The organism is Phenylobacterium deserti, from assembly GCF_003254705.1.
In the GTDB taxonomy this organism is placed as follows: domain Bacteria; phylum Pseudomonadota; class Alphaproteobacteria; order Caulobacterales; family Caulobacteraceae; genus Phenylobacterium; species Phenylobacterium deserti.
Genome location: NZ_QFYR01000001.1, coordinates 973,494 through 995,598, shown reverse-complemented (window position 1 = coordinate 995,598; position 22,105 = coordinate 973,494). Strand labels below are relative to the sequence as shown.

Annotated in this window: 23 protein-coding genes and 1 tRNA gene; 13 read left to right on the top strand and 11 right to left on the bottom strand. The window is 68.5% G+C overall.

Going from position 1 to position 22,105, the window contains the following annotated elements:
* Nucleotides 1–51: 51 nt before the first annotated feature.
* The 5 genes from dnaK (at nucleotide 52) to DJ018_RS04885 (ending at nucleotide 5,201) form a co-directional block, all read left to right on the top strand.
* A complete protein-coding gene (dnaK, locus tag DJ018_RS04905) occupies nucleotides 52–1,968 on the top strand; it encodes a molecular chaperone DnaK (protein ID WP_111513741.1) in 1,917 nt (638 codons plus the stop codon).
* A 239-nt stretch (nucleotides 1,969–2,207) separates the two neighbouring features.
* Complete coding sequence (gene dnaJ, locus DJ018_RS04900) at nucleotides 2,208–3,368, top strand: molecular chaperone DnaJ (protein WP_111513740.1); 1,161 nt, start codon at nucleotides 2,208–2,210, stop codon at nucleotides 3,366–3,368.
* A 226-nt stretch (nucleotides 3,369–3,594) separates the two neighbouring features.
* Complete coding sequence (locus tag DJ018_RS04895) at nucleotides 3,595–4,215, top strand: transglutaminase-like cysteine peptidase (protein WP_240609454.1); 621 nt, start codon at nucleotides 3,595–3,597, stop codon at nucleotides 4,213–4,215.
* 167 nt (nucleotides 4,216–4,382) lie between these two features.
* A complete protein-coding gene (locus DJ018_RS04890) occupies nucleotides 4,383–5,048 on the top strand; it encodes a response regulator transcription factor (RefSeq protein WP_111513738.1) in 666 nt (221 codons plus the stop codon).
* A 76-nt stretch (nucleotides 5,049–5,124) separates the two neighbouring features.
* Nucleotides 5,125–5,201: transfer RNA gene (locus tag DJ018_RS04885), tRNA-Arg, on the top strand.
* A gap of 17 nt (nucleotides 5,202–5,218) precedes the next feature.
* Here the strand turns inward: DJ018_RS04885 and DJ018_RS04880 are convergent.
* Nucleotides 5,219–5,536, bottom strand: coding sequence for a hypothetical protein (locus DJ018_RS04880; RefSeq protein ID WP_133254221.1), 318 nt, complete (start codon nucleotides 5,534–5,536; stop codon nucleotides 5,219–5,221).
* Nucleotides 5,537–5,659: 123 nt separating this feature from the next.
* On the opposite strand from DJ018_RS04880, the gene DJ018_RS04875 reads away from it, so the two are divergent.
* A complete protein-coding gene (locus DJ018_RS04875) occupies nucleotides 5,660–5,860 on the top strand; it encodes a hypothetical protein (protein WP_111513736.1) in 201 nt (66 codons plus the stop codon).
* Between the two features lie 7 nt (nucleotides 5,861–5,867).
* On the opposite strand, the gene DJ018_RS04870 is transcribed toward DJ018_RS04875, so the two are convergent.
* Complete coding sequence (locus tag DJ018_RS04870; RefSeq protein WP_111513735.1) at nucleotides 5,868–6,611, bottom strand: hypothetical protein; 744 nt, start codon at nucleotides 6,609–6,611, stop codon at nucleotides 5,868–5,870.
* A 38-nt stretch (nucleotides 6,612–6,649) separates the two neighbouring features.
* On the bottom strand, nucleotides 6,650–7,027 hold the full coding sequence (locus tag DJ018_RS04865) for a VanZ family protein (RefSeq protein ID WP_111513734.1): 378 nt from the start codon (nucleotides 7,025–7,027) through the stop codon (nucleotides 6,650–6,652).
* Nucleotides 7,028–7,115: 88 nt separating this feature from the next.
* Between DJ018_RS04865 and DJ018_RS04860 the strand changes: the two genes are divergently transcribed.
* Both DJ018_RS04860 and DJ018_RS04855 read left to right on the top strand, forming a co-directional pair.
* On the top strand, nucleotides 7,116–7,433 hold the full coding sequence (locus DJ018_RS04860; RefSeq protein WP_111513733.1) for a 4a-hydroxytetrahydrobiopterin dehydratase: 318 nt from the start codon (nucleotides 7,116–7,118) through the stop codon (nucleotides 7,431–7,433).
* Nucleotides 7,434–7,448: 15 nt separating this feature from the next.
* Nucleotides 7,449–8,225 (top strand): SDR family oxidoreductase, encoded by a 777-nt coding sequence (locus tag DJ018_RS04855; protein WP_111513732.1) that lies wholly within the window; start codon nucleotides 7,449–7,451, stop codon nucleotides 8,223–8,225.
* A gap of 48 nt (nucleotides 8,226–8,273) precedes the next feature.
* Here the strand turns inward: DJ018_RS04855 and DJ018_RS04850 are convergent, their stop codons facing one another.
* The 7 genes from DJ018_RS04850 to DJ018_RS04820 all read right to left on the bottom strand — a co-directional run bounded on the left by DJ018_RS04850 (nucleotide 8,274) and on the right by DJ018_RS04820 (nucleotide 15,164).
* On the bottom strand, nucleotides 8,274–9,098 hold the full coding sequence (locus tag DJ018_RS04850) for an outer membrane protein (protein ID WP_111513731.1): 825 nt from the start codon (nucleotides 9,096–9,098) through the stop codon (nucleotides 8,274–8,276).
* A gap of 150 nt (nucleotides 9,099–9,248) precedes the next feature.
* On the bottom strand, nucleotides 9,249–9,674 hold the full coding sequence (locus DJ018_RS04845; RefSeq protein WP_111513730.1) for a DUF1801 domain-containing protein: 426 nt from the start codon (nucleotides 9,672–9,674) through the stop codon (nucleotides 9,249–9,251).
* Between the two features lie 18 nt (nucleotides 9,675–9,692).
* On the bottom strand, nucleotides 9,693–11,420 hold the full coding sequence (locus DJ018_RS04840) for a hypothetical protein (protein WP_111513729.1): 1,728 nt from the start codon (nucleotides 11,418–11,420) through the stop codon (nucleotides 9,693–9,695).
* Nucleotides 11,421–11,536: 116 nt separating this feature from the next.
* Nucleotides 11,537–13,063 carry an MFS transporter gene (locus tag DJ018_RS04835; protein ID WP_205853708.1) on the bottom strand — a complete coding sequence of 509 codons (1,527 nt, stop codon included), beginning with the start codon at nucleotides 13,061–13,063 and terminating at the stop codon, nucleotides 11,537–11,539.
* A gap of 101 nt (nucleotides 13,064–13,164) precedes the next feature.
* Entirely contained in the window at nucleotides 13,165–13,491 is a 327-nt protein-coding gene (locus tag DJ018_RS04830; RefSeq protein WP_111513728.1) for a hypothetical protein, read from the bottom strand.
* Between the two features lie 82 nt (nucleotides 13,492–13,573).
* The gene (locus tag DJ018_RS04825; protein ID WP_111513727.1) at nucleotides 13,574–14,653 is read right to left on the bottom strand and encodes an NAD(P)-dependent alcohol dehydrogenase; all 1,080 of its coding nucleotides are present in this window, start codon (nucleotides 14,651–14,653) and stop codon (nucleotides 13,574–13,576) included.
* Between the two features lie 112 nt (nucleotides 14,654–14,765).
* The gene (locus DJ018_RS04820) at nucleotides 14,766–15,164 is read right to left on the bottom strand and encodes a hypothetical protein (RefSeq protein WP_111513726.1); all 399 of its coding nucleotides are present in this window, start codon (nucleotides 15,162–15,164) and stop codon (nucleotides 14,766–14,768) included.
* A gap of 93 nt (nucleotides 15,165–15,257) precedes the next feature.
* Here DJ018_RS04820 and pseB point away from each other — a divergent pair, with 93 nt between their 5' ends.
* Both pseB and pseC read left to right on the top strand, forming a co-directional pair.
* Nucleotides 15,258–16,310: a UDP-N-acetylglucosamine 4,6-dehydratase (inverting) gene (pseB, locus tag DJ018_RS04815; RefSeq protein WP_111513725.1), complete on the top strand. Its 1,053-nt coding sequence runs from the start codon at nucleotides 15,258–15,260 to the stop codon at nucleotides 16,308–16,310.
* On the top strand, nucleotides 16,307–17,470 hold the full coding sequence (pseC, locus tag DJ018_RS04810) for a UDP-4-amino-4,6-dideoxy-N-acetyl-beta-L-altrosamine transaminase (RefSeq protein ID WP_111513724.1): 1,164 nt from the start codon (nucleotides 16,307–16,309) through the stop codon (nucleotides 17,468–17,470). The genes pseB and pseC overlap by 4 nt, the downstream gene beginning before the upstream one ends.
* Nucleotides 17,471–17,486: 16 nt before the next feature.
* On the opposite strand, the gene DJ018_RS04805 is transcribed toward pseC, so the two are convergent.
* Complete coding sequence (locus DJ018_RS04805; RefSeq protein WP_111513723.1) at nucleotides 17,487–19,202, bottom strand: hypothetical protein; 1,716 nt, start codon at nucleotides 19,200–19,202, stop codon at nucleotides 17,487–17,489.
* A gap of 150 nt (nucleotides 19,203–19,352) precedes the next feature.
* Here DJ018_RS04805 and DJ018_RS04800 point away from each other — a divergent pair, with 150 nt between their 5' ends.
* Genes DJ018_RS04800 through DJ018_RS04790 form a run of 3 tightly spaced genes read left to right on the top strand, consistent with a single transcriptional unit; the run spans nucleotide 19,353 to nucleotide 22,061 of the window.
* The gene (locus DJ018_RS04800) at nucleotides 19,353–20,075 is read left to right on the top strand and encodes a response regulator transcription factor (RefSeq protein ID WP_111513722.1); all 723 of its coding nucleotides are present in this window, start codon (nucleotides 19,353–19,355) and stop codon (nucleotides 20,073–20,075) included.
* Complete coding sequence (locus tag DJ018_RS04795; protein WP_111513721.1) at nucleotides 20,044–21,654, top strand: stimulus-sensing domain-containing protein; 1,611 nt, start codon at nucleotides 20,044–20,046, stop codon at nucleotides 21,652–21,654. Before DJ018_RS04800 ends, DJ018_RS04795 begins: the two co-directional genes overlap by 32 nt.
* The gene (locus DJ018_RS04790; protein WP_111513720.1) at nucleotides 21,651–22,061 is read left to right on the top strand and encodes an HPr kinase/phosphorylase; all 411 of its coding nucleotides are present in this window, start codon (nucleotides 21,651–21,653) and stop codon (nucleotides 22,059–22,061) included. The genes DJ018_RS04795 and DJ018_RS04790 overlap by 4 nt, the downstream gene beginning before the upstream one ends.
* Nucleotides 22,062–22,105 lie beyond the last annotated feature (44 nt).

The window sequence follows — 22,105 nt, the reverse complement described above, 5'->3', positions numbered from 1 at the left end:
TAAGAAGGCTTCCCCGCGGCGTCCGCCAATAAGGAGCGAGCAAGACTCTCAATGAGCAAGATTATCGGCATCGACCTCGGCACCACGAACTCGTGCGTGGCGATCATGGACGGCAAGACGCCGAAGGTGATCGAGAACGCCGAAGGCGCGCGCACCACGCCGTCGGTTGTGGCCTTCATGGAAGACGGCGAGCGCCTTGTCGGCCAGCCTGCCCGTCGCCAGGCGGTCACCAACCCGGCCAACACCCTCTTCGCCATCAAGCGCCTGATCGGCCGTAACTTCTCCGACCCGCTGGTCGAGAAGGACCGCGGCATGGTCCCATACGACATCGTCAAGGGTCCGAACGGCGACGCCTGGGTCCGCGCTCATGGCAAGGACTACAGCCCGCAGCAGATCTCGGCCTTCATCCTCCAGAAGATGAAGGAAGCCGCCGAGCAGCACCTCGGCGAGAAGGTCGAAAAGGCGGTCATCACCGTTCCGGCCTACTTCAACGACGCCCAGCGTCAGGCCACCAAGGACGCCGGCAAGATCGCCGGCCTGGAAGTGCTGCGCATCATCAACGAGCCCACCGCGGCGGCGCTCGCCTACGGCCTCGAGAAGAACGACGGCAAGAAGATCGCCGTCTACGACCTCGGCGGCGGCACCTTCGACGTCTCGATCCTCGAGATCGGCGACGGCGTATTCGAAGTGAAGTCCACCAACGGCGACACCTTCCTCGGCGGTGAAGACTTCGACCTGCGGATCGTCGACTTTCTGGCCGACGAGTTCAAAAAGGAGCAGGGCGTCGACCTGCGCAAGGACAAGCTCGCCCTTCAGCGCCTGAAGGAAGAGGCCGAAAAGGCCAAGAAGGAGCTGTCCAGCGTCACCCAGTACGAGGTCAACCTGCCGTTCATTTCGATGAACGCCAACGGCCCGCTGCACCTGAACGTCAAGCTGTCCCGCGCCAAGCTGGAAGCCCTGGTCGAGGACCTGATCAACAAGACGATCGGCCCGTGCGAGCAGGCGCTCAAGGACGCCGGGCTGAAGAAGTCCGACATCGACGAAGTCATCCTGGTCGGCGGCATGACCCGCATGCCCAAGGTGGTGGAAGTCGTCCGCGACTTCTTCGGCCGCGAGCCGCACAAGGGCGTGAACCCGGACGAGGTCGTGGCACTGGGCGCCGCGGTTCAGGCCGGCGTTCTGCAAGGCGACGTCAAGGACGTGCTGCTGCTGGACGTGACCCCGCTCACCCTGGGCATCGAGACCCTGGGCGGCGTGTTCACCCCGCTGATCGAACGCAACACGACCATCCCGACCAAGCGCTCCCAGACCTTCTCGACCGCGGACGACAACCAGTCGGCCGTGACGATCCGGGTCTTCCAGGGCGAGCGTCCGATGGCCGCCGACAACAAGATGCTGGGCCAGTTCGACCTGGTCGGCATCCCGCCGGCGCCGCGCGGCGTGCCGCAGGTCGAGGTCACCTTCGACATCGACGCCAACGGCATCGTCAACGTCTCGGCCCGGGACAAGGCGACCAACAAGGAGCAGTCGATCCGCATCCAGGCGAACGGCGGTCTGTCCGACACGGACATCGACGCCATGGTCAAGGAAGCGGAGGCCAACAAGGCCGCCGACGAAGAGCGGAAGAAGGGCGTCGAGGCCAAGAACCAGGCCGACAGCGTCATCCACTCGACCGAGAAGGCTCTGTCGGAGCACGGCTCCAAGGTGGGCGAGGCGGACCGCAACGCGATCCAGGCCGCGCTCGATGACCTGAAGGGCGTGGTGGAAACCGGCGACGCCGAGACCATCTCCGCCAAGACCCAGACCCTGATCCAGGCTTCCATGAAGCTGGGCGAGGCCATGTACAACGCCCAGAACAGCGGCGGCCAGGAGGGCGGCGAGTCCGCGGCTCAGGGCGCTCAGTCCTCGGACGACGTGGTCGACGCCGAGTTCGAGGAAGTCGACGGCGACAGCAAGAAGTCGGCGTGACATCGCGCCCCATGGCGACCTTCCGCAGCCGATGCGAGAAGGCCGTCATTGGGGACGTCGCCGCCGCCTTCGCGGGACAAGAGCACGGCAAGCAAAAGCCGGGTCACCGGTTTTGCCGCCTGACGTGCTCTCAAGCAGAAGGAACGCCCCCGCCCGCTCGGTTACAAGCCTTGCAGCCGGGCGGGGGCCATCCCACTTCTATTTTCAGCAACATTTTGTTTCAGAGCGCCTGACCGTTCATGCGGGACTATTACGAGATCCTGGGCGTTGATCGGGGCTGCGATGACGCGGCCCTGAAAGCGGCGTTCCGTAAGCTGGCGATGCAGCACCACCCCGACCGCAATGGCGGGTGCGAGGAAGCCGCCGGCCGATTCAAGGAACTCAACGAAGCCTACTCGGTCCTCTCGGACCCCCAGAAGCGCGCGGCCTATGACCGGTTCGGCCATGCCGGCCTGAACGGCGGTCCGGGCGGCTTCGGTGGAGGCGGCGCCCAGTACCAGGACGCCGGCGACATCTTCAACGAGGTGTTCGGCGACATCTTCGGCGACATGTTCGGCGGGCGCCGTCCGCAGCAGCGCTCCGGCCCGGCTCGCGGCCAGGACCTGCGCTACGACATGGAGATCTCCCTCGAGCAGGCCTACGCCGGCGCCGAGGTCGAGATCAGCATCCCGGCCGCTATGACCTGCGAGACCTGCGAAGGCTCGGGGGCCAAGCCGGGCACCAGCCCGACGACCTGCTCGGGCTGCGGCGGCGCCGGCCGGGTCCGCGCCACCCAGGGCTTCTTCTCCATCGAACGCACCTGCCCCCGCTGCGGCGGCTCGGGCCGGATGATCGCCGATCCTTGCGAGACCTGCCACGGCGCGGGCCAGATCCGCCGCGAACGCACCCTGTCGGTGCGCATCCCCGCGGGCGTGGACGACGGCGCCCGCATCCGCCTGGCCGGCGAGGGCGACGCCGGGGCCCGGGGCGGGCCGCGCGGCGACCTCTACATCTTCCTGTCCGTGAAGCCGCACGAGCTGTTCGAGCGCGACGGCCTGGACCTGCTGTGCACCGTTCCGGTTCCCATGGCCATCGCGGCCCTGGGTGGCGAGATCGAGGCTCCCTGCCTGCTGGGCGGCGAGACCTGCGACGGCAACTGCAAGCAAACGGTGCGCGTGCCGGAAGGCGCCCAGACCGGCAAGACCCTGCGCCTCAAGGGCCGCGGCATGCCCTCCCTTCGCTCCCGCGAGCGCGGCGACCTGGTGGTCGAGCTGTTCGTCGAAACGCCTACCCGACTCACCGCCCGCCAGAAGGAGCTGATCCGCGAATTCTCCGAGATCTGCGGTGAACAGCAGCATCCCAAGTCGGCCAACTTCCTCGGCAAGGCCAAGCGCTTCTGGGACGAAGTCACCGGCGTCTGATCGCCACCCCCATCCAAGGGCCTCGAAAGCCGCTCCGAAAGGGGCGGCTTTTTTCTTAGCTCCGCGCAGCCATGCCCGATGTGGTTGCAAAGTGATGCTTGTTCACGCGCTCGTTTGGGGCGGGTTTCACCCCATTACGTAGAACTACGATGATGGTTTTGCGTAATCGAGCCCCGCACCGGGCCGATCTACTTCGTCCGCCGCCAACAGGACGGAGGGCGGCGCGGTGGGTGTCTGGACGCGATTTGCAGCGGCGGTGGTGCTTACTCTTCTGGGAGCGGGCGCGGCCTGGGCGGCCCCCAGCCAGATGCCGCAGGGCGCTCCCGTCCTGGCCCCCGCCGGCTACAGCGACTTCTGCCGCCGCCAGCCCGCCGACTGCGGCCTGCAGACGAGCGGTCTCACCGACGTCAGCCTCGCAACGCCCGCCCCGCCGCGTTTGGGTCCCGGGCTCTGGTCCCGGCTGAACCGCATCAACGCTCAGGTGAACCGCGCCATCGTCGCCCGCACCGACCGCGACGCCTTTGGCCTCAGCGACTACTGGCAGACCCCCCTGGCCGATGGCCGCGGCTCGGGCGACTGCGAGGACTATGTGCTGGAGAAGATCCGCGCCCTGGTGGCGGCGGGCGTGCCGCGCAGCGCCCTCAACATCGCCCTGGGCGTGACGCCGGAAGGTGAGATGCACGCCGTCCTGCTTGTCAGCACGGCCGAAGGCGACTTCGTGCTCGACAACCGCACCCTGTCGGTCACCGCCTGGGCCTCGGCCCGCTACAGCTGGGTCAGCCGCCAGGTGGACGGCCAGCCGCACCTTTGGGCCAGCGCATCTCCGCTTCAGCTTGCCGCGCGCTGACCGGCAGGGCTGCGACCGGAGGTTGAGCGCCACCCGCCGGAACCATGCTCGTTCTGAGTGACGCCGCGCCCGTTTCGTGGCGGCGTAGGCGCGCACGCCCTCGAACAAGGGTGGCGCACCCGGGAGGGACTGCTAGGATCGACCTATGATCGCTTAGGTCGAGTTCTGTGAGCGTACCCCACTCCACCGATCCAACGTCGGCGCCGGCCAAGGTCGTCCATCTGGTGGATGATGACCCGCTGCTGCGGGAATATGCGGCGATTACCCTGACTTACGCCGGCTATGACGTGGTCCAACACGAGTCCGGCGTGGCCTTCCTGCGCGCCCTCGACGCCGCGGTCCCGGGTTGCGTCCTGCTCGACATCCACATGCCGGAGATCGACGGCTTCGGCGTCCTCCAGGCGCTTTCCGAGCGCCATGTGACCTGGCCGGTGGTGGTGCTCACCGCGCGCAAGGACGTCCGCTCGGCCGTCGAAGCCATGAAGCGCGGCGCCTTCGAGTTCCTGCAGAAGCCTTTCGCCGCCGACGGCCTGCTCGCCGTCCTTACCGACGCCTTCGAAAAGCTCGAGACCCTCAGTGAGGAAGCCGCCCGCGCCGCCCGCGCCCGCAGCCTGATCGACACATTGTCCGCCCGCGAGCTGCAGGTGCTGCGCGGCATGCTGGGCGGCCTGCCCAACAAGCTGATCGCCTACGAGCTCGACCTCAGCGTCCGCACGGTGGAGATCTACCGGGGCAAGGTGATGGACAAGCTGAACGTCCGCGGCCTGTCCTCGGCGGTGCGCCTGGCCCTGGCCGCCGGCGTCGAGCCGCTGGTCGAGCGCGACACCGCCTAGACGCCCGCGCAAAGGTTTGGGCCAGAAGGTTTGCGGCCGGACGCGCTTTCGGCTAGAGACACCCACCGCTGCTCAGGCACCCGTAGCTCAGCTGGATAGAGCGTTGCCCTCCGAAGGCAAAGGTCACACGTTCGAATCGTGTCGGGTGCGCCAGCGGTCTTCCTGAACGTCTAGGCCAGCAGGGCCTTCTCGGCCTCGGTGGCGAGCCGGCTGCGGACCACCACCCGCAGCGCGCCCTCGGCGTCGAACCCGCGGCCTGGCTGGTGGTAGCGCGCCACCACTTCCCAGACCTCCGGTCCGTCCGCGCTCAGCGAATGCGGCTTGATGATCAAGTCGCCGTTGGCCGGCAGCTGTCCGCCGAAGTCGCTCAGGTTGAAGTCATGGCGCTGCGGCCCGCCGTTGGGCTGCTCTTCGTAGACGCTGATCACCGTCGCCACGCGGGTTCTCCTCTGGAACGCGGCCGTCCTGGAAAGATCGTACATCGCCATTGGCGATCCTCTTGCGGCCTCAAGGCTGAGCTCGGGCCAGAACGGCTGGGGGCCGGCTTGGTTCTGAGTTGAGGCCGCGGAACACGCCGCCGGCGCGGGTGTTGCCTTGGCGACGAGGACGCCATGCCAGACCAAGATCCCCAGACCCCCGCGGAAGACCAGACTGCCCAGCACGAGCCTGGCAAGAGCCCGCAAGGCTCGCCGCCGGGCGTGCCCTCCGACGGCTCAGACCCCAGCGCCGCTCAGGACGGGGACGACGCGGCCACCACCGAATATCGCGACGCCCTGAAGGACGCGCCGGACATGCCGGGCCCTGCGGTCTGACCCGGCCTCAGGCCTGGCGCATCGCCGCGATCAGGCTGCCGGTATAGGCCATGTGCCCGGCGTGGGTCATGCGCGCCTCCACGTTGGCCCAGATCTCCCCGCCCAGCTCGCGCCAGCGCCGGCAGAACGCGTAGTCCTCCGACAGGTGCTGGCCGGTCTCCGGCTCGATCAGGGTGTCGAACACCATCACCGCTTCCGTGCCCGCCTCGTCGACGATGGCGGTCAACTCGGGATGCGCGTCCACCACCTGCTGCATGGCCGCCCGGCTGATCATCAGGAAGCCCGTGCCGCCGTAGGCCACCTTGGCGACGCCGTTCTCCACCTCGACGCTGTTGTCCGGCGTCGGCAGGAACCGCACCACATAGCCCAGGGCGACGGACTGCAGGTCCTCCACGCCGGCCTGGGCGGCCCGCCGGGCGTTCTCCCAGTCGATGTGCTTCAGCGGGCAGACCGCCGCCACCACATCCTTGCCGCTGTCCAGCAGCTTGAAGGCCTCGTGCGGCTCGAACCCGATGTCCACGTCGCAGAACAGGATGTGCGTCGCGTCGGGATGAGCCAGGAACTGCGCGGCCAGCCGGCTGCGGGCCCGGGTGATCAGCGGATCGTTCGGCAGAAGCTCGACGTGCAGCCCGACGCCGCGCTGGGCGCAGGCGGTCTCCAGCGCCATCACCGATCGCATGAAGTGCAGGTTCAACATCCCGCCGTAGCAGGGCGCGGCCAGGAAGATGAACGGCGGGCGGTTCTGCGACATCGAGGGCTCCTGCGAAGCCGGAGAGGATAGGCCCGCGCTCATCGGGCGTCGATCCGCCGGCCCAGGCGGGTGACCGTGGCCCAGACCAGCAGGGCGAGGCCGATGCCGATGCTGTCCGCCAGCAGGTCGCGCACGTCCCCGTCGCGACCGAAGGGCAGGGCGGCCTGCAGCACCTCCACTGCTACGCCCAGCCCGAATGCAAAGCCTGCGATCGCCCGCGGCCGCCGCGGCGACAGGAACAGGCCAAGCCCGGTGAGCACCGCCCATCCCATGGCGTGCTCGGCCTTGTCCCAGATCCGCTCCTGGGGCAGCCCCTCGCTGGGGGCCAGGCACACGTACAGCAGGACGGCGCAGGCCGCGGCGTAGAGCGCGAGCCGCACGGGGCGGGGCAGCAGGGCGGTCGGGTCCAGGGTCACGCGCCTCCATAGCAGACCCACCGCGACGCTTGCACCGCACCTGGGCCGCAACTAGCCTCAAACATCTGTTCGCTTAAGGAGACGCCACATGGTCAGGCCGGCGAAGATCGGCGCGGCGGCCGCGCTGCAGAAGCTCCCTGCCTGGAGCGAGGTGGACGGCGGGCGCGACGCTATCCGGCGCTCGTTCCGGTTCGCGGACTTCAACGCCGCCTTCGGCTTCATGACCCGCGTGGCCCTGATGGCCGACAAGCTCGACCACCATCCCGAGTGGTTCAACGTCTACGACCGGGTGGACGTGGTCTTGTCCACCCACGACGCCGACGGCGTGACCGAGCTGGACGTCCGCCTCGCCACCTTCATGGACGAGGCCGCCCAGGCGACGGGCGCCGAAACCGATCAGGACTGAGGGAGCACGGGGCCCATGAGCGGACGCGTCGCAGGCAAGAAGGCTTTCATCACCGGCGCGGCCCAGGGCTTGGGCGCGGCCGCTTCGTGGCGGCTGGCGCGCGAAGGGGCCAAGGTCACCCTCGCCGATGTCAACGCTGCGGGCGCTGAAGCGGTGGCCGCCGCCATCAACGCTGAGCTGGGCGCCGACACCGCCTTCGCCGTGCCCCTCGACGTCACGCGCGAGGAGCAGTGGACCTACGCTTTGGAGGAGGCGGACGCCGTCATGGGCGGCATCTCTGTGCTCGTGAACAACGCCGGCATCAGCCGCGGCGGCGACATCGAGCAGCTCAGCCTCGAAGACTGGCGGCTGGTGATGAGCGTCAACGCCGACTCCGTCTTTCTGGGGACCAAGCACGCCCTGAAGTACCTGCGCGCCAGCCAGCCGGCCTCCATCGTCAACATCTCGTCGATCGCCGGCCTGATCGCCGGCCACAACACGCCGGCTTACAACGCGTCCAAGGCGGCCGTCTGGCTGCTGTCCAAGAACATCGCCCTGCACTGCGCCAAGCACGGCTGGGACATCCGCTCCAACTCGGTGCACCCCACCTTCGTGGACACGCCCATCCTCGACCGCCTGCGCGAGCAGATCGGCAGAGAGACCGCCGACGCCAAGCTCGCCCGCCAGATCCCGCTGGGCCGCATCGGCCACCCGGACGACGTGGCCAACGCCGTGCTCTACCTGGCCTCGGACGAAAGCCGCTTCATGACCGGTGCCGAGCTCAAGCTCGACGGCGGCATCAGCGCCATGTGAGCCAGCATGGAGGGTGGAGCGGAGGCCGGGCCCCCGCTCCGCATCTGACTAGAAGCGGTACGCCGCCGTGACGCGAACGGCGTGGATCTTCAGATCGTCCTCGGTCCGCTGGAAGTTGGTCCCCGCCGGATTGGTCAGGACGAACGGATTGGTCGCCGGAACCGGCCCGCCGGCCCGCACGGTGTAGCCGTCGTCCTCGAGTTCGGTGAGCAGGTACTCCAGCCCCAGGCTCACATCGTTGGTGATCTTATGCTCAAGGCCGGCGCCCAGCTGCCAGCCGTCGACCCAGTCGTCGTTGGTGGTGGCGGCGAAGCTGTTGGCCGTGTTGCTGGTCCGGAAGCGCCGGTCCACCTGACCCTTGGCATAGCCGCCGGTCGCATAGGCCAGCGTCCGGCCCAGGGCGAAGCCGCCCCGCAAGCGCACGGCCGCCAACGCGTTCAGCTCGCGCTCCATCGTGTAGGAAGCCGGCGTCGTGGAAAAGGCGCTGATGGCGTCGTGGACATTGGTGCGGCTGACTTCGCCCACCACGCCGACAACGAAGCTTCCCAGCTGCATGTCATAGCCGGCCCGGGCGCCGAACTCGAAGCCACGGTCGCGCGTCTGGCAGTCGGCGGCGGGCGTCGCGCCCAGCGCGCGGCCTTCGCAGAAGCCTGGGGAGAAGGCGTTGGCGCCGGTGGTGGTGCGCACGGCGTCCCCGAAGGAGCCGTTCAGATCCGTGTCGAATACCACCGTCTCGTCGTCGTTCTCGGCCTTGAAGCCATAGCCCGCCTGAGCGCCGATGTAGCCGCCCGTCCACTCGGGTGCTTGAGCAAGGGCGGCGCCCGAGAAGGTGATCGCAAGCGCGGCGGCGCTGGAGCTGAGCAGGAATTTCATGATGGCCTCTGGGTTTGAGCGTCTACCCATCGGGCGACGTCGCTTAGGCCCTGAGACCGCCATTCGGTTGCCAAGAGACCGCGGAGCGCGGCCCCTCGAGCCCCACTTGATGCAGAGAAGCCACAGTCAGAGCGTCCTGGCGCGCTCCGCCTACCCTCGTCGGCGACCCGCGGCTTTCGACAGGTTCAGCGCCACAGCCGCCCTGATCAGGTCGCGGAACGCCGCCGCGTCAGGCGCCTGGCCCTGGCGGATGTCGATGGCCCGCCGGGTCCCGGCTTCCAGGCTGGCGTTGAACAGGCCTGCGGGGTCGGGCAGCGCCGCGCCCTGCGCGAAGGTCAGCTTGACGTAGTCCGTGTAGGTCTCGCCGGTGCACAGGATGCCTGCGTGCTCCCAGACCGGCACGCCCAGCATGTTGGACGGCTTGCGCCACTTCACCGTCTCAACCACCTCCGGGTCGGCTTCGCGGATCAGCCCTCGCAGGCGCCCCAGCATCTCGCCTCGCCAGTCGCCCAGCGCCGCGATGCGCGCATCCACGCCCGCCGAGCCGTCCGCCTCGTCCTGAACGCCCGTCGCCATCGCTGTCCCTCCGGTCGCTCAGGCTAGCAGCAGATCCCCGGAGCTCGCCAGATACCGTCCCGAGGCGTCGACGATCTCCTCCACCCCGTTGGCGAACATCTGGCTGCGCTGGCGCGCGCCAAAGGTCAGCGTGGTCGCCGTAACCGTGTCGTGCAGCCCTGCGCCGTCCACCAGCAGCGCCTCGGCGACGCTGTCGACGACGAAGTTTGTCCCCGCCGCATGAGTGGTGGCGATGTGCTCGACCTTCACCAGCTTCAAGCCCACGAGGTCCAACGTCGCCTCGCCCGTCACCACGGTGTCGTCGCCGCCGGCGCCGTCGATCAGGGTCACGCCGGCCAGCACAGCGTCATCGACCACGAAGGCGTCGTCGCCCTTGCTGCCGAGGATCTTCTCGACGCTCTTCAGGAAAACGTCCGTGAGGTCAGCCTCGCCGGCGCTGGTCAGGCGCAACTGGTCCGAGCCGCCCTCGCCGTAGATCAGGTCGCCGTCGTTCAGGGCGTCGGGCGCCGCCAGGAAGGTGTCGTCGCGCGCGCCGCCGCTGGCGATCTCGGTCGCCGCACTCAGCGTAGCGCCTTCCACGGACGGGCCGATCACCTGCTGGATGACGTCCTCCTCAGCGTTGACCCAGGCCACGACCACCCGCCCGTCGTCGAGCGCCGCCAGCGCTGGCATCTCCTGGAAGTACCCGACGCCTCCCTCGTGTACGTCTGGAGAGATCAGGGCTTCGCTTCCGACCCGTGCGCCCGTGGCGCTGAACCGTTGAAGGTGAACGCCATCGTCCGGACTCCCGCCGCCGAAATACTGGCGCGACAACCAGGTTACGGCGAAGCCGCCGTCTGGCAGCCCGACCACCGACGGGCTGCTATGACTGCCGTCCGTATTCATGCCGATCTCGATCGGAGAGCCGACCTTGGCGCCGGAGGCGGCGAAGCGTTGGGCGAACAACTCCCGCGACTCTTCCGCCTTCCAGAGGACGACATAGCCGCCGTCAGCAAGACCGGCGACCGAGCGGCCGCTGGACGCAAGATAGCCGGCGGTTTCCGACAGCAGCACCTCGCCGCCCACCTTCTCGCCGTCCGCGTCCAGGCGCTGGACGAAGATTTTGCCCGTATGGATGCTGTCGATCTGTAGATCCCAGACGACCACGAGACCGCCGTCCTTCAGGCCCGCGCTGGAGGGATTGCGTTCCTCCAAGCTGGACGGAGCGTTGACCAGGAACGGCTCGCCCACCAACTTGCCCGCAGCGTCGTACCGGTGCCCGTAGACGTCCGGATCGGGCGTATCCACGTCCAGCTGGTGATCATTGATCGTCACCACATAGCCGCCGTCCTCCAGGGCGGACACCGAGGCTGAGGTGTGCGGTCCCGGCCAGGGTCCGCCTGGGTTCTGCTGCTCGCCGCCCACCTTGTCGCCCGTCGCGTCGAACAGCTGCGACAGGACATCCTTGAAGATCGGTGACGCGGCGTCCGGGACAGTGGTCCAGGCGATCACGAAGCCGCCGCCCTTTAACCCGATGACCGCCGGATCGGACTGCGCGTTAGCCGTGGTGCTGTTGACTCGGAACTCGTCCCCAAGCTTGTCGCCGGAAGCATCGAAGCGCTGCGCGCGGATGTTGGTGCTCGTCTCGTCCTGCCAGACGACGACGTACGAGCCATCGGCGAGAGTGGCAACCGCGGGCGCCGTCTGAAGCCCCGCCGTGCTGGTGTTGACCCGCTGCTCGGCATGAATGGTGGCGATGGTCGGCATCGCAGCGCCTCCTTCCTCTCCGAAGGCGCCGCATGCGCCTCAGCTCAGGATCTTGCGCCGCCAGTTCTCGCTTGCTCGATCATCGGCTAACCCCTTTGCCCGGAGCCGCCTCGCCCCTACTCCAAGTCCCGCAGGTCCCGGCCGCGGGTCTCACGACCGAGCGCCACCGTGAGGACGAAAGCCAGCAGGGTGAGGCCGCAGACGAAGGCCGCGGCAAGCGCCAGCGCGGGCGCAAGGCCGAGCACGCTCAGCCCCTGCGCCAGCAGCCCGCCGATCTTGCTGCAGCCGGCGATCCAGCCGGTCGCACGGCCGCGGATGCGCAACGGGAAATTCTCCGCGGTGTAGGGCAGCAGGATGGAGATCACGCCGCTCGAGCCCACGATCAGCAGCGCCAGCGGCGCAACCGGATCCTGCAGCATCGGGACCCCGGCGCTCCGGAGGGCCAAACCCGCCAGGCCCGCAGCCGTGGCCGCCAGCATCAACGCCAGCGCCCCGCGCGTGCTCCAGGCGCTGTAGAGCCAGACCGACAACAGGATCGTCGGCGCCGCGATCAGCGTGGATTTGGCGATCAGGCCGGACGCGGCCGAAACGCTGACGCCTTCTGCGACCAGGCCAGCCGGCAGCCACAGCAGCACCCCGAAGTTGACCAGCCCCCAGGCCAGCGCCGCAACGGTCAGCGCGACGGTCACTCCGGCATAGCGTTTGTCCACCGGGGGCAGGTGCGAATGGCTTTCCCGCGGCGCAGGGGCGTTGGAGGTCACGACCGCGCCGAAACGCGCCAGCATCGTGCGCGCTTCCGCGGCCCGGCCCACGTGCATCAGAAAGCGCGCCGACTCCGGCAGGAAGGGGCTGAGGGCGATCAGGATCAGGCCGGTGGGCAGGTTCAGGAACCACATGACCCGCCAGCTCCACGCCGGCTGAAGCCATGCTGACAGCACGCTGGCGGCGAAATAGCCGCCCACCGCGCCGATCCCGCCGACCAGCACGAGGGCCCAGCCCCGGTGGCGGGTCGGCATGATTTCCGCGAGCAAGGCGTAGGCCACCGGCAACATCCCGCCCGCGCCGGCTCCCATCAGGAAGCACATCCCGACGTTCCAGTAGAAGTCCGGCATCGCCCCGCAGATGGAGGTGCCGACGAAGACGATGGAGGACAGCAGGATCGAGGCCCGCCGCCCGTAGACGTCGGCGAGCCAGCCCCACAGAAACGATCCGACGACCGTGCCGCTCAGGGCGGCGAACGGCAGCAGGGCCACGATGGACCCCTCTAGGCCGTACTCCTGCTTCATGCCAGGAACGACGAAGCCGAGGCTGGCCGGCTTCATGATGTCGACGATCAAAGCCAAGGCCAGCAGGGCGCACATGCCCCAATGCGCCTGCGTCAGGGGCGCGTCTTCAGGCGGGGCGACCACGCCGACGTCCTCATGGGCGAACTTGGCGGGCATCAGTCCGTAGGCGGATAGTCCAACCCCAAGGACGATCAGCACCATGCCCCACCACATGCCGGCGTCCATCGCCATCCCGGCGAGCTGGAAGCCCATGTCGCGGCCCATCCAGTACATCGGAATGTGCAGCAGGACCCCGGCGGTGACCGCCAGGCACCCCAGCCAGAAGGCCCCAGCGCGCCACCCGCCTGCGAACGTCATCCCATCGCCCCCTCAGAGATCGACGGTTCTAGTCCGCGGCGAGGGCGCAGCAAACCCCGGCCGGCGCGCTCGCCGGGGAGGTCGCTGCGGCGTCGTTCGGTTTAGGAGAGCGCGGCTTCGGCCGCGCTTTCGCGGAACTCATCCGCGGTGACGAAGGCCGCGCCGTCGTCGTCCAGCACCCAGACGCCGAGGAACGCCGGGTGGTCGGGTTCCAGATCCTCTTCCAGCAGGTCGCCTTCATACAGGCCGACGTTGCTGTAGTCGAAATCAAGGTCCAGCTGCTGGGCCAGGCTCAGCATCTCGTGAGCCATGCGACGCGAATACCCCAGGGCTTCGCTCTGGTCGGCGAAATCGTCGGCGAGCGTATTCACCTCGGCGGCGTCGCTGCCTTGGGCTGCACTGGTCGTGACGATGGTGTACGCGGGCATGACAATTCTCTCTCGGTTCAGAGCCTACCTTACCCGGTTCGCGGGCGATGCCGCACCAATTGATCCCCGCCTTCGCGCCCGTTCAGCTCAGCGTCGCCATGTCGATCACATAGCGGAACCGCACTTCGCCCTTTTCGACCTTCTTCATCGCATCATTGATGTCCTTGATGTCGATGATTTCGATTTCGGGCGCCACCTGGTGCTGGGCGCAGAAATCCAGCACCTCCTGGGTCTCGTCGATGGAGCCGATCAGGCTGCCGGCCACCGATCGGCGCAGCATGGCGGTGTCCATGTTGTTGACCCCCTTCATCTCTTCCAGGGCGCCCACGATGGCCAGGGTGCGGTCGTGCTTCAGCAGGGCGATGAACGGGTTCACGTCGTGCTTCTGCGGAATGGTCGAGATGATGAAGTCGAACGAAGCTTCCAACGGCTCCAGGGCCTTCTCGTCGTCTTCCAGATAGGCCTCGTCCGCGCCCAGCGTCTTGGCCTCTTTGATCTTCTCCTTGGTGGAGGTGAACACCGTCACCTTCGCGCCCAACGCCTTGGCGAGTTTCAGGGCCATGTGGCCCAGGCCGCCCAGGCCGACGACGCCCACCTTGTCCCCCGCCTTCACCTCCCAGTGCCGCATGGGGGAGAAGGTGGTCACGCCGGCGCACAGGATCGGCGCGGCCGCCGCCGGATCGAGGCCCTCAGGGATCCGCAGCACGAAGTCCTCCGGCACGACCACCACGTTGGAATAGCCGCCAAAGGTGTTGTCGCGGCCGTACATGTTCTGGCCCGCTTCCTTGGCCGGCTTCATCGGACCGTTGTAGGTCGCCAGCCAGCTGTTCGGCCCCTGGCAGTAGTTCTGCTCGCCCGACCGGCAGGCGTCGCATTGCCGGCAGCTGTCGATCATGCAGCCGACCCCCACGAGGTCGCCTTCCTTGTACCGGCTGACCTGGGCGCCGATGCGGCTCACCCGGCCCACGATCTCGTGCCCCGGCAGGCAGGGGTAAACCGAGTTGCCCCACTCGTTCTTCACCTGGTGGATGTCCGAGTGGCAGACGCCGCAGAACAGGACGTCGATCACCACCTCGTTGGCCTTGGGATCGTCCCGCTCGAACTCCCAGCGATGCAGGTGCGAATGGGCGTTCTTGCTGGCGTAGCCGAGGGCGGAGATCATGACGGGCGTCCTGGTGAGCAGTGCGCCCCTCAACTTCGCGGCTTGCGCGAAGGTTGCCCGGATCCGGGATTTCTTTATCCGATATGTATAGGAAAGGGCCGACGCCCTTCGGCTAGTTGATCAGCACCGATCCCAGCAGGATGCGCGCGCCCTGGCGGCCCAGCATTTCGTCGGTCTGCCGCTGCATGGTGCGAACCAGAAAGTCGGTGTTGGGCAGGGCGCCGTAGGGCAGGCCGCCGGCATAGGTCAGCACGGTCTGCAGATAGGCGGCGCGCAGCCGCGGCATGTTCTTTTCCGCCTTGTCCCGCAGGCCGGCGTCGTTGACCTCCAGGCCGCACTCCACCGACATCACGCCGCGGCGGCCGCCCGGCTTGTTGATGGTCCCGGTCAGCGCCCGGATCGGCAGGTAGTTGGTCCCGCCAGTGGTCTTCTTCTCACCACCGCCGCCAGAGGCGCGCGCCAGCGAGGGCGCGGCGGAGAGAGCTGCGAGAAGGAAGAAGCGGCGACGCATGGCCGCAACCTGCCGCAACTGTGGTTAGAGCTCTCTTTACGCGCGGCGCGGGAAGGTGGCCCCACGACCGATTCGAAACGCCGGGAGCGCCCCTTGGGCCGATTTGCGCCGACCACTCTCGACCTCGACGGCAAGGTCATTTTCGTCACCGGCGGCACCGGCTCCTTCGGGCGCCGCTTCGTCGAGACCGTGCTGACCAGGGCCGACCCGCGAAAGCTCATCGTCTATTCACGCGACGAGCTGAAGCAGAGCGAGATGCAGCAGGATCTGGCCGAGAAGTTCGGGCCCGAGAAGATGGCTCGCATGCGCTTCTTCCTGGGCGACGTGCGCGACCGCGAACGCCTCAGCCTGGCGATGCGCGGGGTGGACGTGGTGATCCACGCCGCCGCCCTGAAGCAGGTGCCGGCCGCCGAATACAACCCGTCCGAATGCATCCACACCAACGTCCTGGGCGCCGAGAACGTGGTGTGGGCCTGCCTGCAGAACCGGGTGAAGCAGGTGATCGCCCTGTCCACCGACAAAGCCTGCAACCCGATCAACCTCTACGGCGCGACCAAGCTCGCCTCCGACAAGACCTTTGTCGCCGCCAACAACCTGTCCGGCGACATCGGCACGCGTTTCGCGGTGGTGCGCTACGGCAACGTCGTGGGCTCGCGCGGCTCCGTGGCGCCGTTCTTCCAGCGGCTGATCGCCAAGGGCGCGGCCGAGCTGCCGATCACCGACCCGCGCATGACCCGCTTCTGGATCACCCTGAACCAGGGCGTCGACTTCGTGCTCTCGTCCCTGTCGCTGATGCGCGGCGGCGAGATCTTCGTGCCCAAGATCCCGTCCATGAAGGTGGTGGATCTCGCCACCGCCATGGCTCCTGAGGCCCAGCTCAAGACCGTCGGCATCCGTCCCGGCGAAAAGCTGCACGAGATGATGATCTCGGCCGACGACGCCCGCAGCACCGTGGATCTCGGCGACCGCTACGCCATCGAGCCTGTGTTCGCCGAGTACACCCGCGAGCCCCTTCAAGGCGCCCGGCTGCCGGAAGATTTCTCCTACGCGTCGGACACGAACGACGAGTGGCTGACCGGCTCGGACCTCCTGGGCCTGCTGAGCGACGGCGAGCCTGCCCCCCGCCGCCGGGCCACCGACGCATGAGCTCAGGCTTCCTGCCCTACGGCCGCCAGACCATCGAGGACGACGACGTCGCCGCGATGGCCGAGGCGCTGCGGGCGGACTTCCTGACCACCGGCCCCACGGTCGACGCCTTCGAGCGCGCCTTCGCCGACAAGGTCGGCGCAGCTCACGCCGTGGCCTGCTCCAACGGCACCGCCTCGCTGCACCTGGCCATGATGGCCCTGGACGTGAAGCCGGGCGAGGCGGTGGTGGCGCCCTCCATCACCTTCCTCGCCACCGCCAACTGCGCCCGCTACGTGGGCGCGGAGGTTGTGTTCGCCGACGTCGATCCCGACACCGGCCTGATGACCCCGGCCTCCCTGGCTGGCGCGCTGGAGCGGCTGGACGGGCGCACCTTGCGCGCCGTGCTGCCCGTGCACCTGCGGGGCGACGTCGCCGACCTCCCGGCCCTCGCGGCCCTGGCCAGCGAGCAGGGCGCCGTGCTGGTGGAGGACGCGCCCCACGCCCTGGGTTCGGCCATGCGCTTCGGCGACCAGGCCGAGCGCGTGGGCGACTGCCGCCACTCCGCCATGGCCAGCTTCTCGTTCCACCCGGTCAAGACCATCGCCACCGGCGAGGGCGGCATGCTGACCACCAACGACGCCGGTCTCGACGAGCGCCTGCGCCGCTTCCGCAGCCACGGCATGGTCCGCCCCGCGGACGCCGAGCCCTGGTGGTACGAGATGGAGGAGCCCGGCTTCAACTACCGCCTGCCGGACATACTCTGCGCCCTGGGCCTGTCCCAGCTCGCCAAACTCGATCGCTTCGTGGCGCGCCGCCGTCATCTGTCCACGCTCTATGCCGAAGCCCTCGCGCCGCTGGCGCCGGTGGTGCGCATGGCCGCCTCGCCGGCCTGGAGCGATCCGGCCCTTCACCTGCTCACCGTGCTGATCGATTTCGAGGCCGTCGGCGCGACTCGGCTCGAGGTGGTCGAACGCCTCAAGGCCCAGGGGATCGGCAGCCAGGTCCACTACATCCCGGTTCACCGCCAGCCCTACTACCGCGCCCGCTACGGCGAGCTCGAGCTTCCCGGCGCCGACGCCTGGTACGCCCGCTGCCTGTCCCTGCCGCTCTATCCCGGCATGGGCGACGACGATGTCGCCCGCGTGGTCGACGCGTTGAAAGCTAGCCTCGGCCTCTAGGTTCTGAAGGTCGGCCTTAGGCCGCCAGTCCCGCCTGCTGGATCATCTCGCGCATGGCGCTCATCTGCTCAGGCGCCTTGGCGAGTTCCGCGCGAGTGTCGTCCTGCCGGATCAGGCGCATGGCTTCGGAGCGCGCGCGATCGGCCGCCGGCCCCAGAGGCGCGGACTCTCCGCTGGCCAGCCGCAGCAGGACCGTCAGGCGCTGCACGACCGGCGCCTGGGCGCGGCCCAGGGTCCAGGCGATCTTGCCCTCGGCCTCCACCATGCCGCCGATCTCGCCGATCTTCTGCTGGATGGGGACATAGTCCTCCGGCACCAGCCCGCAGCGGCTGACCGACTTCTGCAGCACGGCCAGCTGAGCGAGGCGGGCCGCGGGCGACTCCTCCTCGTTCTTGCGGAATTCCTTTTCGAAGCGCAGGGCCGAGACCACCGCCTTGATCCAGCGCCCGGCCTGCCGCTTGTTGGCCGGCCCGATGACGTTTTCCGTCAGCCACACCAGCGCCTCGGCCTCCTGGATCGCCGACATCTCGCGGCCCAGGTAGGACTCAACGAAGTCGCCGGTCACCAGCATCTTGGACCGGGCCGAGAACGCCGACTGAACCTCGTCCAGCGGCAGCAGGTTGCCCGACGCGCTGGTCAGCGACATCGCCAGGGCCCGCAGGATGTCGATCTCGCCGGCCGCATCGCCGGGGCGCAGCCGGCGCGGGCCGTTCAGCTCCGCCAGGATGCGCTTGCCCAGAGCCGTGCGCACTTCCAGGAAGCCTTCCGCCGTCAACCACTTCGACAGCCGCGCCGCGCTCGCCGACAGCTTCGGCATGACCTTGGCCACCGACGGCTCGACCTCGATCAGCTTGTCCACCGCCTCGGAGGCGGTCAGCCGCGTCATGCCGGCCAGGTTGCCGCCCAGGTCCATGCCCCGGCCCAGCAGCTCCTCCAGCCCCAGCTTGCCGCCCAGGATCTCGGCCAGCGGCTGCTCGATGGTGCTCAGCACCAAGGCCCGGCCAGGTCCCGCGTGCGGCGCGGAGTCGGCCAGGTCCAGCAGCATGGCGACCTTCTCCGACCAGCTGCTCGCCGGCTCGATCGCCGCGGCCACGCCGCAGCCCATCAGGTAATGGCGGTCCGGATGGTGCGCGAGCCGCTCGGCCGCGACGTTCAGGCCTTCCTTGGCCAGGTCCGGCAGCGCCCCCTTGCGGTGGTCGCTCATCAGCCGGTCGACCGCGCGCTCCACCAGCTGCTGGAAGCTGCGCATCATGTCGTGGGTGGTCGCGCCGCGGGCCTGGGCCTCGGGCACGGCGATCTTCTGGATGGCGTGCTGCAGGTCGGTGCCCGACGCTTCCAGCTTCTCCACCAGGTCCGGCCGGTGCAGCAGCTCGAAGGCGGTGGCGCTGCGCCGCTCTAGCCAGGCCTCCAGCAGCCGGCTGATCCGCTCGCGCGCATGGATGGTGTAGAGGTCCTGCGGCGTGACGCAGAGCGGCTCGATGTCTTCCTTGACCTTGCGCTTCTTGGTGGTGTCCGGCGCGCCCAGGTTCAGGATGGTGACCGTCTGGAACTCGCGGGTTTCCTCGTCCAGCGTTTCCTTGGTGACCTTGGCCGCGGTGACCCGGCCTTCCTTGATCAGGTCTTCCGCGGTGGAAATCGCCAGGGCGCGATTCTCCGTCGCCATCTCCAGAGTCCATCCGGAGGTCGGCTTCTTGCGGACATAGACCTCGAAATGGACGCGCGCGCTAACCATCTGGATCCCTCAGAGATGCAAGGTTTGCGGCAACAAGCTTAAGGGTGGGTTGCTGGAACCGGACGGTTTGCGCCCCATTGAGGCCACGCTGGTCGCCGACTAGCTTGAGCCTTAAGTGAACGGCGCCGCTCAGGAGAACTCGAACCCGACATGGCCAAGATCACCTTGGTGGACGACGACGAGAACATCGTCACGTCCGTGAGCCTCGCCCTTGAAAGCCACGGCCACACCGTGAAGGCCTACTACGACGGCGCTTCCGGCCTCGCCGCGCTGGAGGGCGAGCCGCCGGATCTGGCGATCCTCGACGTGAAGATGCCCCGCATGGACGGCATGGAAGTGCTCCGGCGCCTGCGCCGCACCTCCGACCTGCCGGTGATCATCCTGACGTCCAAGGACGACGAGATCGACGAGATCCTCGGCTTCAACCTCGGCGCCGACGACTACATCCACAAGCCGTTCAGCCAGCGCCTGCTGATCGAGCGGGTGAAGGCCGTCCTGCGACGCGCCGGCGTGGAAGGCGAGGAAGTGAACGGCGCGGCCGGTCCCGCCGCTGCGGCGGACGCCGCCTCGCGCGCTATCAAGCGCGGCAAGCTCACCCTCGATCCCGCCCGCCATGACTGCCTCTGGGAAGGCAAGCCGGTGAAGCTCACCGTCACCGAATTCCTGCTGCTGCAGTCGCTGGCCCAGCGTCCGGGCTTCGTGAAAAGCCGCGACAACCTGATGGACGCGGCCTACGACGATCAGGTGTACGTCGACGACCGCACGATCGACAGCCACATCAAGCGCATGCGGAAGAAGTTCCGCGACGTGGACCCGGAGTTCGACGCGATCGAAACCCTTTATGGCGTCGGATACCGATACCGCGAAAGCTGATCGCAGCCGTCGGGCGCCAAGACGGTTCCGCTGGTTGCCGGGCTCACGCCTCGGCCGGCTGATCATCGCCCTGAACGTGCTGAGCCTGGCGGTTCTCGTCGCCGGGGCGCTGGTGCTCAACGAGCTCCGGCGTGGGCTGGTCAACGCCCGCATCGACAGCCTGACCACCCAGGGCGAGCTGATCGCCCAGGTCATCGACCAGGCCGCCACCGTGGGCGAGCCCGAGCCCATGCTCGACGCCGCCTACGCCAGCCAGGTGCTGCAGCTGCTGGCCAACCCCCGGGCCCAGCGCGCCCGCCTGTTTGACGCGCAGGGTCGCCTGATCGCCGACAGCGACTGGGTGGCCGATCGCGTGGAATGGCGCCTGCTGCCGCCCGCCCGCGTTCGCGAGGAAGAGAAGGGCGGCTTCCACTTCCGCCTGACGCCCAAGAAAAAGGACGGGGAGGAGGAGAGCCAGGAAGCCCGCCAGGCCCTGTCCGACGAGGTCCGACGCGCCCTGGGCGGCCACCACGTCTCGGGCCTGCGCACCGGCGGCTCGGGCGAGCGGGTGGTGTCCGTCTCCGTGCCCATCCAGCACGTGAAGGCGGTGCTGGGCGTGCTCACCCTGGAAGCCAGCGACGTGGACGAGATCATCGCTCGCGAGCGCGCCGCCCTGATCCCCTTCATCCTGGTCGCCATCTCGGTGACCCTGATTTCGTCCCTGCTGCTCAACAGCCTGATCGCCAAGCCGGTGCTGCGCCTGGCCCGCGCCGCCGACCGCGTGCGCCTGGCCGGCGCCCGCGCCATCTCCCTGCCGGATCTGGCCGACCGGGACGACGAGGTGGGCGACCTGACCCGCAGCCTCGAGGCCATGACCAATTCGCTCACCGAGCGGATGGACGCCATCGAGAGCTTCGCCGCCGACGTGGCGCACGAGATCCGCAACCCGCTGACCTCCATGCGTTCGGCCGTGGAGACCCTGGACCTCGTCAAGGACGACACCGCCCGCATGCGCCTGCTGCGGGTGCTGCAGAACGACGTCAAACGCCTGGACCGGCTGGTCACGGACATCTCCAACGCCTCGCGCCTGGACGCCGAGCTGTCGCGCGACCAGCCCAAGGTGCTCGACCTGGAGCGGCTGATCACCGACATCGTCGCCCTCTACCAGGCCACCGCCAAGCCGGGCGACGTCGCCGTCCGCTTCCAGTCCTCCGGCGCCCTGTCGGCGGTTCGCGTGCTGGGCCGCGAAGGTCCCCTCGGCCAGATCTTCCGCAACCTGATCGACAACGCCCGTTCCTTCAGCCCGCCGGGCGAGACGGTCACCGTCACCCTGGCGCGCAACAAGGGCCGGGTGCTGGCCATGGTCGCCGACGCAGGTCCTGGCATTCCCCCGGAAAATGTCGAGACCATCTTCCAGCGCTTCTACACCTCGCGGCCCAAGGGGGCGGCCTTCGGCAACAACTCGGGCCTGGGCCTGTCCATCGCCCGCCAGATCGCCGAGGCGCACAACGGCACGCTGACGGCCAAGAACATGGTCGATGAAGACGGCAAGGTGCGCGGCGCCCTGTTCATCCTCACCCTGCCCGAGGTCGGGCTTTGATCCTCCACGCCGGGCTGATCGCCCAGCGCCACGCCGGCGCCTGGCGCGGCGTGCTGATCGAGGGGCCCTCCGGCGCCGGCAAGAGCGACCTAGCCTTGCGCGCCCTGCAGGCCGGCTTCCAGCTGGTGGCCGACGACCGCACGCTGGTGTGGACCTCGGGGGGCCAGCTGTTCGGCCGCGCCCCCGACACCCTCCACGGCCTGCTGGAAGTCCGCGGCCTGGACGTGGTCCGCGCCCCCGCCCTGCCTCTGGCGCCCATCAGCCTGGTGGTCCGCGCCGGCGCGCCTGAGCGGCTGCCCGACCCCGACCACGAGGAGGTGCGCGGATTGCGCGTGCCGCTTCTTCTGCTCGACCTGAAGGACGCCTCGGCGCCTGCGAAACTTAGCCGCGCGCTGGCTCGGCTTTGACGCAGCGCACAAGAGGCGTATTTAAGCCGGTCTCGGTCCTTTGG